Source organism: Cupriavidus nantongensis (assembly GCF_001598055.1).
Lineage (GTDB): Bacteria > Pseudomonadota > Gammaproteobacteria > Burkholderiales > Burkholderiaceae > Cupriavidus > Cupriavidus nantongensis.
The window spans coordinates 2982949-2996824 of record NZ_CP014844.1 but is presented as its reverse complement, the minus strand read 5'-3'; the positions used below and the strand labels follow the sequence as shown (position 1 = coordinate 2996824).

11 protein-coding genes are annotated in these 13876 nt (G+C 66.1%); 8 read left to right on the top strand and 3 right to left on the bottom strand.

Annotation, left to right across the window (positions count from 1 at the left end; genetic code table 11):
- The first annotated feature begins 98 nt into the window (after positions 1-98).
- The 4 genes from A2G96_RS13815 to A2G96_RS13800 all read left to right on the top strand — a co-directional run bounded on the left by A2G96_RS13815 (position 99) and on the right by A2G96_RS13800 (position 5728).
- Positions 99-1364 (top strand): 4-aminobutyrate--2-oxoglutarate transaminase, encoded by a 1266-nt coding sequence (locus tag A2G96_RS13815; RefSeq protein WP_062800086.1) that lies wholly within the window; start codon positions 99-101, stop codon positions 1362-1364.
- Positions 1365-1373: 9 nt separating this feature from the next.
- Complete coding sequence (locus A2G96_RS13810) at positions 1374-2825, top strand: NAD-dependent succinate-semialdehyde dehydrogenase (RefSeq protein WP_062800084.1); 1452 nt, start codon at positions 1374-1376, stop codon at positions 2823-2825.
- A gap of 273 nt (positions 2826-3098) precedes the next feature.
- Positions 3099-4076 (top strand): Bug family tripartite tricarboxylate transporter substrate binding protein, encoded by a 978-nt coding sequence (locus A2G96_RS13805; RefSeq protein ID WP_062800082.1) that lies wholly within the window; start codon positions 3099-3101, stop codon positions 4074-4076.
- A gap of 62 nt (positions 4077-4138) precedes the next feature.
- Positions 4139-5728, top strand: coding sequence for a gamma-glutamyltransferase family protein (locus A2G96_RS13800; protein ID WP_062800080.1), 1590 nt, complete (start codon positions 4139-4141; stop codon positions 5726-5728).
- A 45-nt stretch (positions 5729-5773) separates the two neighbouring features.
- Here A2G96_RS13800 and A2G96_RS13795 read toward each other — a convergent pair whose 3' ends face one another.
- Positions 5774-6520 carry an SDR family oxidoreductase gene (locus tag A2G96_RS13795; RefSeq protein ID WP_062800078.1) on the bottom strand — a complete coding sequence of 249 codons (747 nt, stop codon included), beginning with the start codon at positions 6518-6520 and terminating at the stop codon, positions 5774-5776.
- A gap of 107 nt (positions 6521-6627) precedes the next feature.
- On the opposite strand from A2G96_RS13795, the gene A2G96_RS13790 reads away from it, so the two are divergent.
- Positions 6628-7545, top strand: coding sequence for a LysR family transcriptional regulator (locus tag A2G96_RS13790; protein ID WP_062800075.1), 918 nt, complete (start codon positions 6628-6630; stop codon positions 7543-7545).
- Between the two features lie 211 nt (positions 7546-7756).
- On the opposite strand, the gene A2G96_RS13785 is transcribed toward A2G96_RS13790, so the two are convergent.
- Entirely contained in the window at positions 7757-8572 is an 816-nt protein-coding gene (locus A2G96_RS13785; RefSeq protein WP_062800073.1) for an undecaprenyl-diphosphate phosphatase, read from the bottom strand.
- A 68-nt stretch (positions 8573-8640) separates the two neighbouring features.
- Entirely contained in the window at positions 8641-9537 is an 897-nt protein-coding gene (galU, locus tag A2G96_RS13780; protein WP_062800071.1) for a UTP--glucose-1-phosphate uridylyltransferase GalU, read from the bottom strand.
- A 507-nt stretch (positions 9538-10044) separates the two neighbouring features.
- Between galU and A2G96_RS13775 the strand changes: the two genes are divergently transcribed.
- From A2G96_RS13775 to A2G96_RS13765, 3 genes are read left to right on the top strand one after another with little or no spacing between them, the layout of a single operon-like run.
- On the top strand, positions 10045-11184 hold the full coding sequence (locus A2G96_RS13775; protein ID WP_062800069.1) for a polysaccharide biosynthesis/export family protein: 1140 nt from the start codon (positions 10045-10047) through the stop codon (positions 11182-11184).
- Positions 11181-11618, top strand: coding sequence for a low molecular weight protein-tyrosine-phosphatase (locus tag A2G96_RS13770; protein ID WP_012352907.1), 438 nt, complete (start codon positions 11181-11183; stop codon positions 11616-11618). The genes A2G96_RS13775 and A2G96_RS13770 overlap by 4 nt, the downstream gene beginning before the upstream one ends.
- Before the next feature lie 21 nt (positions 11619-11639).
- Entirely contained in the window at positions 11640-13874 is a 2235-nt protein-coding gene (locus A2G96_RS13765) for a polysaccharide biosynthesis tyrosine autokinase (protein WP_062800067.1), read from the top strand.
- The last annotated feature ends 2 nt before the right edge of the window (positions 13875-13876 follow it).

The following is a 13876-nucleotide window of genomic DNA, read 5'->3' as shown; positions in this document are numbered from 1 at the left end:
GCCAAGGCCGGTTGAAATGGCTGGCATCGCCGGGCCCCTGCCAGCGGTGCCCGTTTCGCGAGTCGGCCCGTGCCGACAGTCCTTACCGCACAAAGACCATGAAAAACCTCGAACTGAACCAACGCCGTACCCTCGCGACGCCGCGCGGCGTGGGCGTGATGTGCGACTTCTACGCCGACCGCGCCGAGAACGCCACGCTGTGGGATGTGGAAGGCCGTGCCTACACGGACTTCGCCGCCGGCATCGCCGTGCTCAACACGGGTCACCGCCACCCGCGCGTGATGCAGGCCATCGCCGCGCAGCTGGAGCGTTTCACGCATACGGCCTACCAGATCGTGCCCTACCAGGGTTATGTCACGCTGGCCGAGCGTATCAACGCGCTGGTGCCGATCCAGGGCCTGAACAAGACGGCCCTGTTCACCACCGGCGCAGAGGCCGTCGAGAACGCCATCAAGATCGCCCGTGCGCATACCGGCCGCCCCGGCGTGATCGCATTCTCTGGCGCCTTCCATGGCCGCACGCTGCTGGGCATGGCGCTGACCGGCAAGGTGGCGCCCTACAAGATCGGGTTTGGCCCGTTCCCCTCCGACATCTACCACGCCCCGTTCCCCAGCGCGCTGCATGGCGTCAGCACTGAGCGGGCGCTGCAGGCGCTTGAAGGCCTGTTCAAGACCGATATCGATCCGGGCCGCGTGGCCGCGATCATCGTTGAGCCGGTGCAAGGCGAGGGCGGATTCCAGGCGGCGCCGGCCGATTTCATGCGGGGCTTGCGGGCGGTGTGCGACCAGCACGGCATCGTACTGATTGCCGATGAAGTGCAGACCGGCTTTGGCCGTACCGGCAAGATGTTCGCGATGTCGCACCATGACGTTGAGCCTGACCTGATCACCATGGCCAAGAGCCTGGCTGGCGGCATGCCGCTGTCGGCGGTCAGCGGCCGTGCCGCGATCATGGATGCGCCGCTGCCCGGCGGCCTCGGTGGCACCTATGCCGGCAATCCGCTGGCGGTGGCGGCGGCGCACGCGGTCATCGATGTCATCGAGGAAGAAAAGCTGTGCGAGCGCTCCGCCAGCCTTGGCCAGCAGTTGCGCGAGCACCTGCAGGCGCAGCGCAAGCACTGCCCCGCAATGGCCGAAGTACGGGGGCTGGGTTCGATGGTCGCCGCCGAATTCTGCGATCCCGCCACGGGTCAGCCCAGTGCCGAGCATGCCAAGCGCATACAGACGCGTGCGCTGGAAGCCGGCCTGGTGCTGCTGACCTGCGGCACCTACGGCAATGTCATCCGCTTCCTCTATCCGCTCACCATCCCGCAGGCGCAGTTCGACGCGGCGTTGGCGGTGCTGGCCCAGGCGCTGGCCGAATAAGGGGAACACATGGAACTCCAACATACCGCGCTGCTGCGCAGCCATTGTCTGATCGACGGCGAATGGACCGGAACGCAAAGCGGCGCAGAACTCGCCGTCTTCAACCCGGCGACTCAGGAACAGATTGGCTCGGTGCCGCTGGCCGGCGCGGCTGAAGCCGAACAGGCGGTGCGCGCCGCCGAGCGCGCACTGCCGGCATGGCGCGCGCAGACGGGCAAGGCGCGTGCCGCCGTGCTGCGCCGCTGGGCCGACCTGATGCTGGCACACCAGGAAGACCTGGCCCGGCTGATGACCGCCGAGCAAGGCAAGCCGCTGGCCGAGGCGCGTGGCGAGGTGGCCTACGCCGCGAGCTTTCTCGAGTGGTTTGGCGAGGAAGCCAAGCGGGTCGATGGCGAGGTGCTGGCCAGCCCGCGCAGCAGCCAGAAGATGCTGGTGCTGCGCGAGCCGGTGGGCGTGTGCGCGGCCATTACGCCGTGGAACTTCCCCGCGGCGATGATCACGCGCAAGGTCGGGCCGGCGCTCGCCGCCGGCTGCACCATCATCGTCAAGCCCGCCGAACAGACGCCGCTCACGGCACTGGCGCTGGCCGTGCTGGGCGAACAGGCCGGCGTGCCGCGTGGCGTGCTGCAGGTGGTGACCGGCGACGCCGTGCAGATCGGCGGCGTGCTGTGCGCCAGCCCGGTGGTGCGCAAGCTCAGCTTTACCGGCTCGACCGCGATCGGCAAGCTGCTGATGGCGCAGTGCGCCGGCACCGTGAAGAAGCTTTCGCTGGAACTGGGTGGCAACGCGCCGCTGATCATCTTCGACGACGCCAACCTGGATCGCGCGGTCGAGGGCATCCTTGCCTCCAAGTTCCGCAACAGCGGCCAGACTTGTGTCTGCGCCAACCGCATCTATGTGCACGACCGCGTCTACGATGAGGTCGCCCGCCGGCTGGTCAGCGCGGTCGAACAGCTGCGGCCGGGCCATGGCGTCGACAGCGGGGTCACGCAAGGCCCGCTCATCGACGCCGATGCGGTGGCCAAGGTCGAAGCGCATATCGCCGACGCGCTTGCGCACGGCGCCACGGTGCTGACGGGCGGCCAGCGCCATGCGCTCGGTGGCACCTTTTTCGCGCCGACGGTGCTGGCCAATGCGACTTCGTCGATGCGGGTCGCGCGCGAGGAGACCTTCGGCCCGCTTGCACCGCTGTTCCGCTTCACCAGCGATGAAGAAGTGGTGGCAATGGCCAACGATACCGAATCGGGGCTGGCCGCTTACTTCTTCTCGCGCGACATGGCGAAGATCTGGCGCGTGGCGCAGGCGCTCGAGTACGGCATGGTCGGCATCAATACCGGGCTGATCTCCAACGAGGTGGCGCCGTTCGGCGGCGTCAAGCAATCGGGGCTGGGCCGCGAAGGCTCACGCCATGGCATCGACGAGTATCTGGAGACGAAGTACCTCTGCATGGAAGTCGAATAACAGCGATGGGGTAAAGCACACCCCACCACCAGGGCGGGGCATGGCGCACCCACGCAGTGCGCTGGCCCCGTGGAGACAAGATAGTCCGGCAAATGTCGGTGCCAGGCGGGCGATGGCGGTGCAAAGACCTGCGCAAACTTCCAGCAACGGAAGGGGGCGGACAGGACGCGCGCCAGGATCGGCCCAACGCCAATGGCACGCATATTGCGGACTAGGAAGTGCCATCCGTTGCTGTCAGCGGATGCCATTTCTTCTATCGATGAGGGTACAAAGATGCGTTCCACTGCTATCCGCAGCCTGCTTGCAGTCACCATGCTGGCGGCCTCTTCACTGGCACTTGCGCAAGGCGCCCGCGACTGGCCCAGCCAGCCGGTGCGTATTGTCGTGCCGTTCCAGGCCGGCTCGGCCACCGATCTGATCTCGCGCCAGATCGGCCTTGGCCTCGGCAAGGAATACGGCCAGACCTTTGTGGTTGAAAACCGCCCAGGCGCCGCCGCGATGATCGGCAGCGAAGTGGCCGCGCGCGCGCCGGCCGATGGCTATACGCTGCTGATGTCCGGGCCGGCGTCGATGGTGACCAACCGGTTCCTGTACAAGAAGCTCAGCTATGACCCGGATGCGTTCGAGAAGGTGGCAGTGGTCGCGGTCACGCCGAATATCCTGTTGTCCAACCCCTCGCTGCCGTTCAAGACGCTGCCCGAGATGGTCGCGTATGCCAAGGCCAATCCGGGCAAGCTGACCTATGCCTCGTTCGGTACCGGCACCACCTCGCATATCGCCGGCGAGATGCTCAAGGCCGCGGCCGGCATCGATATCGTCCATGTGCCGTACAAGGGCGCCGGCGAAGCGATCCCGGCGCTGCTGTCGGGCCAGGTGTCGATGTACTTCGACACCATCATGACCGGCCTGCCGTATGTGAAGGCAGGCAAGCTGCGCGCGCTCGGCATGTCCACCGCAAAGCGCTCGCCCAACGCGCCGGAGATCCCGACGATCGCCGAACAGGGCTATGCCGGTTTCGATATCGCGCCCTGGTACGGCATTGTCGCGCCCAAGGGCACACCGGCCGACGTGGTCAGCAAGCTCAATGTCTCGATCAACAAGCTGCTCAAGGCCCCCGAGTTCCGCGAGCGCCTGGCTGCCACCGGCGCCGAGCCGCGTGGTGGCAGCGTCGGCGATTTCAGCGCGATGGTCAGCGCCGAGATACCGCGCACCGAGAAGCTGGTCAAGCAGTCCGGCGTGACTTTGCAATAAGCCGCGTGCAGCGACCCTGGGGCGCCAGCGCGCCCTTTCATCTGTTCTACATGGAGTTCCCGATGTTGCCTTTCGACTGGACCTTTCCCTACCCGTCGCAAAAGATGCCGCTGCTGGCCGCCAACGCGGTCAGCACCAGCCAGCCGCTCGCCGCGCAGGCGGGGCTGCGCATGCTGTACGAAGGCGGCAATGCCATCGACAGCGCCATTGCCAGCGCGATTGCGCTGACCGTGGTGGAGCCGGTCATGAACGGCATTGGCGGGGACATGTTCGCGCTGGTCTGGCATGAGGGGCAGCTGTACGGGCTCAACTCCAGCGGCCGGGCGCCGGCGCGCTGGACCCTGGATCATTTCGCCGGGCACGACAGCATGCCCCAGGTTGGCTGGGATACGGTCACCGTGCCGGGCCAGGTCGCGGGCTGGAAGGCGCTGTCGGCCCGCTTCGGCAAGCTGCCGTTCGCGCGGCTGTTCGCACCGGCCATCGAGTACGCTGAACAGGGCTTCCTGGTGTCGCCGCAGATCGCACGGCAATGGGCCGCGCAGCTGCCGGTGCTGGCCGGGCAGCCTGGCTTTGCCAAGGCGTTCCTGCGCGACGGCAGGGCACCGCAGGCGGGCGAGCGCTGGCGCTTCCCGGAGCAGGCCGCCACGCTGCAGCGCATTGCCGAGAGCGATGGCGAGAGCTTCTACACGGGTGAACTCGCCGCGCGCATCGTCGCGTTCGCCGAGGAGACCGGAGGCGCCATCCGCGCCGACGACCTGGCAGGGCATCGGGCCGCCTGGGTCCAGCCGATGGCGCAGCAGTTCCGCGGCTATACGCTCCATGAAATTCCCCCGAACGGCCAGGGCATCGCCGCGCTGATCGGCCTTGGCATCCTGGACCGCTTCGACGTGGAAAGCATGGGCTGCGACAGCGCTGGCTTCTACCACGTCAGCATCGAGGCGATGAAGCTGGCCTTTGCCGACCTGCACCGCCACGTGTCGGACCCTGCCTCGATGCAGCACGCTCCCTCCGCCTTCCTCGATCCGGCCTACCTTGCCGAGCGCGCGGCGCTGATCGATATGAAGCGCGCAGGCACACCCACCGCCGGCGTCCCGAAGAGCGGCGGCACTGTCTACCTTTCCAGCGCGGATGCCGCGGGTTCGATGGTGTCGTATATCCAGTCCAACTACCGCGGCTTCGGCTCCGGCGTGGTAGTGCCAGGCACCGGCATCGCGCTGCATAACCGCGGCGCGGGCTTCAATTTGAAGCCCGGCCACTCCAACTGTGTGGCGCCGGGCAAGCAGCCAATGCACACCATCATCCCGGGCTTCGTCACCCGCAATGGCGAGCCGGTGATGTCATTCGGCGTGATGGGCGGCTCGATGCAGGCGCAGGGCCATGTCCAGATGATGGCGCGGCTTGCCGCTTTCGGCCAGAATCCGCAGGCCATGAGCGATGCCCCGCGCTTCCGCGTGGAGCACGGCCCGGTGGTGAATGTCGAGGCGCATCTGCCGCCGGACGTGGTCTCCACGCTGCGCGGCATGGGCCATCGCGTTGAAGTGGCGCTGCGCGACAGCCTGGAGTTCGGCTCGGCGCAGCTCATCTACAAGGCGCCGGACGGCTATATCGCGGCCTCGGACTCGCGGCGCGACGGGCAGGCAGTGGGGTTTTAGTCGGCGTCGATGGCTTGGCGGGATTCTCCAAGTATTGATGCAGGTTCAGACCATGCCGCCGTTAGCGCGGATCACCTGGCCATTAATCCAGCCACCCTGCGAACTGGCGAGGAAGGACACGACGGCAGCGATGTCTGCTGGCGTGCCAAGGCGCTCGAGCGGGTTCATCCTGGACATCCGATCGATCAGCTCAGGCGCTTTGCCTTCCAGGAACAGATCGGTAGCAGTGGGGCCCGGCGCTACCGCATTGACGGTGATCGAGCGGCCGCGCAGTTCCTTGGAAAGGATGGCGGTCATGGTTTCCACCGCCGCCTTCGTCGCGGCGTAGACGCCGTAGGTTTCCAGCTTGGTGCCTACCAGGCTGGTTGAGAGATTGACGATGCGGCCGCCGTCGCGCAGGCGGCGCGCCGCTTCACGCATGCCGTTGAACGTGCCCTTGAGGTTGATGGCAACCAACCGATCAAAGACGGCATCGTCCACCTCGGCGATAGGGGCGAGATGCATGATGCCGGCATTGTTGACCAGCACATCGACACCGCCGTAGCGGGCTTCGGTGGCATCAAACAGTCGCTGCACCGCGTGCGGGTCGCTGACATCGGCCTGCAGGGCGATAGCTTCGCCGCCCAGGGCAGTGAGGCGGCTTGCCAACGCCTCGGCATCATCGCGCCGGCCTGCGTAGTTGATGACCACCGCGTGACCGTCGGTAGCCAGGCGTTCGGCGATGGCGGCGCCAATGCCGCGTGAGCTGCCGGTGACGATGGCAACCGGGCGGAGGTTTGTTTGCGTGTTCATGAAGGGGCTCTCGGTAGAACCGCTGAATTGCGGTGGAGACAGCTTATCTATCCGCCAACGGGAGATAATCTGGCAAAATCCGCCAACATAATTCGGAAATCCGAACAATGGACCGTTTTGACGCCATGCGGGTCTTTGCCAGGATCGCGGAGCGCCGCAGCTTCACCCAGGCCGCCAACGATCTATCCCTGCCGAGGGCGACCGTCACCGATGCCATCAAGGCGCTGGAATCGCGGCTGGGTGTACGCCTGCTGCAGCGGACCACGCGCCAGGTCACCCTCACGCTGGAAGGCGAGGTTTTCTACGGCCGCTGCCTACGCCTGATCGCCGACATGGAGGACGCCGAAGGCGCCTTCCGCGATACGCCACCGCGTGGCCCATTGCGCATCGAAGTGCATGGAACTCTGGCGCGCAATCTGCTGTTCCCCCGGCTTCCCGCGTTCCTGGATGCCTATCCGGATATCGAGTTGGATATCAGCGAGGGCGATCGCTATGTCGATCTGGTGCGTGAAGGCGTCGACTGCGCCATCCGCGTGGGCGAACTGCGCGACAGCGACCTGATCGCGCGCCGTCTGACGCTGCTGGCCGAGGCCACAGCGGCATCGCCGGATTACTGCAAACGACATGGCACGCCAACCAGCATTGATGCCCTCGAAGGAGGGCACGTGATGGTTGGCTTCAAATCGACGGCTATCGGCGGGCTGCTGCCCCTGGAGTTCCAACAGGATGGGCATGTCCGCCGCATCACGCTGCCCACGCGTGTGCGGGTCAGCGGCGCGGATTCCTATGTGGGCGCGGCCTTTGCCGGCTTCGGCATCATCCAGGCCCCACGCTACCGGCTGGACGATTATTTTGCGGCCGGCAAGCTGCTTCCGTTGCTGGAGCCATTTCCGCCGGTGCCCCGCCCGGTCAATATCGTGTACGCACGCACCCGGCTGCCATCCCCGCGGTTGCGTGCATTCATCGAATGGGCAAGCACGACCTTTGTTTCGGAGGCAGCGTTGGTACTTTCGCGAGAGTCGTAAGGTGACGAAACGGCTTCATCATCAGTCCCTGTCCGGCGGCACTGATCATTGTCCATTTTCGCGACTCTCCGTATCCGAAATCGCAGGTGAAGTCAGCAGCTCGATCATGGCGCGCGCAGCGGCCGACTGGTGTCGCGGAATACCCCTGGCGCGACAACCCTTGGGAGCACCGGTAGTAAAGGGTACAGCCATTCGTCGCGAGTGCCCCCACTCAAACCGACCACCCCAAACTCCCCACCCCAATCACCACCCCCAGCCCGATCCGATACCACGCAAACACCCGCAGCGAATGCCGCGCCACCAGTCGCACCAGCGCATTGACGACGAACAGCGCGGAGAGAAAGGCGGCGGTGAAGCCGGCAACAATGGACCAGATGTCCTGCAGGCTGAGCAGGTGGTAGTGCCGCATGGCGTCGTAGGTGGCGGCGCCGAGCATGGTAGGGATGGCGAGGAAGAAGGAGAACTCGGTCGCTGCCTGGCGCGACACGCCTGACAGCATGCCGCCGATGATGGTGGCGCCGGAGCGGGACGTGCCGGGGATCATCGCCACGCACTGGGCGAAGCCGATGCCGATGGCCTGTTTCCAGCCGAAGTCTTCGATGGCGTGGATACGCGGCACGGCGCTGCGGCGCTCGACCCAGAGGATGACCAGCCCGCCCGCGATCAGGGCGGCGGCAACCACGGCCGGATCGAAGAGGTGGTGCTTGATCGGGCCGATCAGCAGCGCGCCGATGACCGCGGCGGGCAGGAAGGCGACCAGCACCGCGGTGGCGAAGCGCAGCGCGTCGGGGTCGCGCCGCAGCACGCCCTCGCACAGGTCGGTGATCTTGGCACGGTACAGCCAGCACACGGCGAGGATTGCGCCGAGCTGGATCACCACGTCGAACACGCGCGCCTCGTGCGAGGTGAAGTCGATCCAGTCGCCAACCAGGATCAGGTGCCCGGTGCTCGAAATGGGCAGGAATTCCGTCAGGCCTTCGAGCAGGCCGAGAAAAAATGCCTTGCCCAGGTGGATCCAGTCGATCATGTGGCGGCTGCCTTGTGGTTGCTTTGAGATTGCCTTGCCCTTCGGCAGGGGCGTGGAGCAGGGGACCGTCAGGCCGCCAGGCTGTGGATCAGCTGGGGCTCGCGCTCCTCCAGGTAGCGGCGGAACTGCGCGCCGGTCTCCTGGTGCTTGAGCGCGTATTCGACGGTCGCCTTCAGGTAGCCCAGCTTGCTGCCGCAGTCATAGCGCGTGCCCTGGTAGCGATAGGCCAGCACCTGTTCCTGGCTCAGCAGCGACTGGATCGCGTCGGTCAGCTGGAACTCGCCGCCGGCGCCGGGCTTCAGTGCGCGCAGGTGGTCGAAGATGCGTGGTGTCAGGATGTAGCGGCCGACCACGCCGAGGTTGGACGGGGCTTCTTCCGGCGCGGGCTTTTCGACGATGCCGGATACCTTGATCACGCCTTCGCCCCACTCGCGGCCCTCGACCACGCCGTAGGAGCGGCTCTGCTCTGGCAGGATCTCTTCGACGCCCAGCACCGAGCAGTTGTAGTGGTCGTAGGCATCGACCATCTGCTTCATCACCGGCGGGCTGCCGTCGATCAGGTCGTCGGCCAGCATCACCGCGAACGGCGCGTCGCCCACCAGCTTGGCCGCGCACAGCACCGCATGGCCCAGGCCCAGCGCTTCGGACTGGCGCACGTAGAAGCATTCGACGTTGGCCGGCTTGATCGAGCGCACCACGTCCAGCAGCGCGCGCTTGTTCTTGGCTTCGAGTTCCACCTCGAGTTCGAAGGCCTTGTCGAAGTGGTCCTCGATGGCGCGCTTGGAGCGGCCGGTGACGAAGATCATCTCGGTGATGCCGGCGGCCATGGCTTCTTCCACGGCGTACTGGATCAGCGGCTTGTCCACCACCGGCAGCATTTCCTTGGGGCTGGCCTTGGTGGCCGGCAGGAAGCGGGTGCCCAGGCCTGCGACCGGGAAGACGGCCTTGCTAACGCGACTTGTCATTTCAGTGGTTCCCTTCAAAGGTTCGGCAATGCTCGGGTGCGAGGGCGGCGAGGTCTGCCTTGATGTCTGCCTTGATTCGCCGGCAAAGAAAGAGGGTGTAGGCGCAACAGGGAATCAATCGCCTACACCCTTAAGTCGGCACGGGGTGCCACCCGCGATTGTGCTGCGTCGCACCACCCGCGGTACCCCTCAGGGGTTGGGACGGAATTCGTTTCCACTCCGATGGGGGGATCGGAAACTTGGTAAAAACGCCGGCCGCGCCTTGAAGATGTAGTCCCGCGAGCCATAAACTTCGCCGGTCATTTACGGATGACGCAGTGCAGAAAAGAGCGCGCCCAGCGCGCCGGGCACAACCAGTCAACACCGCCAGGTTCAGTTCCGCAGCCGTGCAGACAAGCGGACAGGCACCCCCGGTGCCATGCCGAACCAGCGGGGTCACCGCTGTGCGTTGCGACAGGGTGGCGGCGGGCCATGCGGGTCTTCTTGCAAACAAGGGAATCATCGAGAGTGCTAAAGCTTTCAAGCAGCTTGAGGTTTGGCAGGGCCGTCATGTGCCTGGGGATCGTTCCGTTGCTGGCATCGTGCGCGCTGGCGCCGGGCATGCGCTTCGACCCGCAGCGCCCGCTGGATCCGGAGGACCCGCAGTCGGTGCCCAAGGTCACGCAAATCACGCCGGCGCTGGTGCGCACGCTGAAGGCCGCCGCGCCGCCGGCGAACGCCGGCGTCGAGGCCCTGTTCGGCGAGCCCGGGCCCTATACCGTAGGCGTCGGCGACATTCTTTCGATCGTGGTGTGGGACCACCCGGAGCTGGTGTTCCCCACGCAGACCTACTCGATCGGCGCCGCCTACGAGATCCCCAGCTACAGCGGCGCGGCCAACATTCCCGGCTACGTGGTCAGCCCGGCCGGCACCATCCAGTTTCCCTATGCCGGCGTGCTCAAGGTGCTCGGCCAGACCCCAGACCAGATCCGCGGGCAGCTGAGCACGCAGCTCAAGCCGGTGGTGACGATGCCGCAGGTCACGGTGCGCGTGCTGGCGTTCCGCAGCAAGCGTGTCTACCTCGACGGCGAAGTGAAGACGCCGGGTCCGCAGAATATCGACGACGTGCCGATGACGCTGGTCGAGGCGCTCAACCGCGCCGGCGGCATCAACGTGCTGACCGGCGACAACAGCCGCATCCGCATCTCGCGCGAGGGCAAGATCTACTACGTCAGCCTGCCGGCGCTGCTGCAGCAAGGCATCGACCCGGCGCGCATCCTGCTGCGCAACGGCGACATCGTGCGCGTGGAGCAGCGCGAGGACAGCAAGGTCTTCGTCACCGGCGAAGTCGTCAAGCCGACGCCGGTGATGCCGCGCAACGGCCGGCTCACGCTCAGCGAAGCGATCGGTGAAGCCGGCGGCCTGAATCCGAATTCGGCCAACGCCAAGGAACTCTACGTGATTCGCAAGGCCGACGACGGGCAGGCCGAGGTGTTCCACCTCGACGGCAAGTCGCCGGTCGCGTTTGCGCTGGCCGAGGCGTTCGAGCTGAAGCCGCGCGACGTGGTCTATGTCGATGCCGCGGGCGTGGTGCGCTGGAGCCGCGTGATCAACCAGCTGGTGCCGAGCGGCAACTTCTTCACCTCCACCGCGAACGCAGTCAAATGATCAAGACCGTACTCGTGGTCTGCATCGGCAATATCTGCCGCAGCCCGATGGCGCAGGGCCTGCTCAGGCAGGCGCTGCCGGAGGGCGAGGTGGTCTCCGCCGGCCTCGGCGCACTGTCCGGGCACGCGGCGGATCCGCATGCGGTGGACCTGATGAGCCGTCAGGGCGTGGATATTTCCGGGCACCGGGCGCAGCAACTCAATCATGTGCTGATCCGGCGCGCGGACCTGATCCTGGTGATGGACGCCGCGCAGCGGCAGGAGATCCAGCGCCTGCATCCGGCCACCACCGGCCGGGTGTTCCGCCTGGGCGAGCTGGAGAAGTTCGATGTGCCAGACCCTTACCGCCAGCCCCGTGCGGCATTCGAGAGCGCGCTGCAACTGATCCAGCGCGGCGTGGAGTCCTGGGTGCCGCGCATCCGGGCCCTGGGTTAAACCGATACTGTGCTGCCTGCCATGAACCAGTCCACTTATCTTCCCGTCGCGGCGCCGGCCCAGCCGGACGAGATTGCCGTCGTCCGCTACCTCGACGTGCTGGTGGCAAACCGCTGGCTGATCGCGGCCATTGCCTTTGCCGTGCTGACGCTCGGGGTTGCCTACGCGTTCCTGGCGCGCCCGGTGTACGAGGCCAACATCCTGGTGCAGGTCGAGGACAGCCAGAACAGCCCCAACGGCCTGCTGGGCGATGTCTCGTCGCTGTTCGACGTCAAGACCCAGGCGACCGCGGAAATCGAGATCCTGCGCTCGCGCATGGTGGTCGGCAAGGCGGTCGACAACCTGCGGCTCTATATCGATGCCAGGCCTAAGTATTTTCCGCTGGTCGGGCCGTGGCTCGCCAGCCAGTCGAAGGGCCTGTCCGACCCCGGCCTGTTCGGCATGGGCGGCTATGCGTGGGCCGGCGAATCGATCGAGGTGCCGACCTTCGACGTGCCCGAGGCGCTGCAAGGCGAGAACTTCGTGCTGGTGAGCCTGGGCGATGGGCGCTACCGGCTCGAGCAGGGCAGCCTGGACCAGCCGATCGTCGGCCGTGTTGGCGAAGCGGTCGAGGCCAGCCATGCGGTGGGCGAGATCCGGCTGCTGGTGACGGCGCTGAAGGCCAAGCCGGGCATTGCCTTCAACCTGGTGCGCCAGTCGCGCCTGAAGACCCTGGAGCAGCTGCAGCAGCAGCTGAACATCGCCGAGAAGGGCAAGCAGAGCGGCGTGATCGGGGCCTCGCTGGAAGGCAACGACGCCAGGCTGACCGCGGCGATCCTGAACGAGATCGGCGACGAGTACGTGGCGCAGAACATCAACCGCAAGGCCGCGGAAGCGGAAAAGTCGCTGCTGTTCCTCAACAACCTGCTGCCGCAGCTGAAGGGCGAGCTCGAGCGCGCGGAAGTGAAGTACAACGCCATGCGCAACGAGCGCGGCACCTTCAACCTGAGCGAAGAGGGCAAGGCCTTCCTGCAGGAAAGCGTGACCGCCGAAACCTCGCTGCTGGAACTGAAGCAGAAGCGCGCCGAACTGGTGACGCGCTTCGCGCCCGGCCACCCGTCGATGCAGGCGATCGACAAGCAGATTGCCGCGCTGGCCGCCAAGGCGGGCGCGGTTGCCGGACGGGTCAAGACGCTGCCCAACCTGGAGCAGGACACCGTGCGGCTGATGCGCGACGTGCAGGTCAACAACGACCTCTATGTCGGCATGCTGAACAATATGCAGCAGCTCAAGCTGGTGAAGGCGGGCAAGGTCGGCAGCGTGCGCCTGGTCGATCCCTCGCCGGTGCCCGAGGAGCCGGTCAAGCCGAAGAAGGCGCTGGTGATCGTGCTGGCGGCGGTGCTCGGCGTGCTGGCCGGAGCGGTGGTGGCCTTTGTCCGCAATGCCCTGTACGGCGGCATCACCGATCCCAAGGACATCGAGGAACATACCGGGCTCAACGTCTATGCGACGGTGCCCCAGTCCGAACACCAGCTCACCATCAGCAAGGACATCCAGGCGCGCAAGCGCGGCCACTACCTGCTGGCCGACCGCTTCCCCAACGAGCCCTCGGTGGAAAGCCTGCGCAGCCTGCGCACCTCGCTGCAGTTCGCCATGCTGGATGCGCCCAACAACCGCGTGCTGCTGACCGGTGCCACCGCCGGCGTGGGCAAGTCCTTCGTCTCGGTCAACCTGGCCGCGCTGATGGCCTCGGGCGGCAAGCGCGTGCTGCTGGTCGACGCCGACATGCGCAAGGGCTACCTGAACCAGTATTTCGGCAAGGACCGCGAGCCGGGTTTGTCCGACGTGCTGGCCGGCAAGCTGGCGCTGGAAGACGTGATCCACCGTGACGTGGTGCAGGGACTGGACTTCATCGGCACGGGGACGATCCCGCCGAATCCGGCCGAGCTGATGCTGAACGAGCGCATGGTCCGGCTGCTGGAAGAGCTCAGCGCGCGCTACGACATGCTGATGATCGACACGCCGCCGGTGCTGGCCGTTGCCGACGCCGCGATCCTGGCCGAGCGTTGCGGCACGGTGTTTCTGGTGACGCGCTTCGGCAAGAGCTCGATCGGCGAGATCTCGGAATCCGCCAAGCAGCTGGGCCAGGTCAACGTGAGCGTGAAGGGGGTGATCTTCAACGGCCTCGACCCCAACGCCTTCCGCTACGGCTATGGCTCCAAGTACGGGCGCTATCGCTATGCCTACTACGGCTACTCGCAGAACGAGAAGGCGTAAGC

Excerpts from the sequence above, each read along its gene's own strand:
- A2G96_RS13790 (WP_062800075.1), top strand. The coding sequence starts at position 6,628 with ATGGACCGTTTTGACGCCATGCGGGTCTTTGCCAGGATCGCGGAGCGC.
- A2G96_RS13810 (WP_062800084.1), top strand. The coding sequence starts at position 1,374 with ATGGAACTCCAACATACCGCGCTGCTGCGCAGCCATTGTCTGATCGAC.
- A2G96_RS13795 (WP_062800078.1), bottom strand. The coding sequence starts at position 6,520 with ATGAACACGCAAACAAACCTCCGCCCGGTTGCCATCGTCACCGGCAGC.
- A2G96_RS13785 (WP_062800073.1), bottom strand. The coding sequence starts at position 8,572 with ATGATCGACTGGATCCACCTGGGCAAGGCATTTTTTCTCGGCCTGCTC.
- A2G96_RS13800 (WP_062800080.1), top strand. The coding sequence starts at position 4,139 with ATGTTGCCTTTCGACTGGACCTTTCCCTACCCGTCGCAAAAGATGCCG.
- A2G96_RS13770 (WP_012352907.1), top strand. The coding sequence starts at position 11,181 with ATGATCAAGACCGTACTCGTGGTCTGCATCGGCAATATCTGCCGCAGC.
- A2G96_RS13815 (WP_062800086.1), top strand. The coding sequence starts at position 99 with ATGAAAAACCTCGAACTGAACCAACGCCGTACCCTCGCGACGCCGCGC.
- A2G96_RS13805 (WP_062800082.1), top strand. The coding sequence starts at position 3,099 with ATGCGTTCCACTGCTATCCGCAGCCTGCTTGCAGTCACCATGCTGGCG.
- A2G96_RS13765 (WP_062800067.1), top strand. The coding sequence starts at position 11,640 with ATGAACCAGTCCACTTATCTTCCCGTCGCGGCGCCGGCCCAGCCGGAC.
- galU (WP_062800071.1), bottom strand. The coding sequence starts at position 9,537 with ATGACAAGTCGCGTTAGCAAGGCCGTCTTCCCGGTCGCAGGCCTGGGC.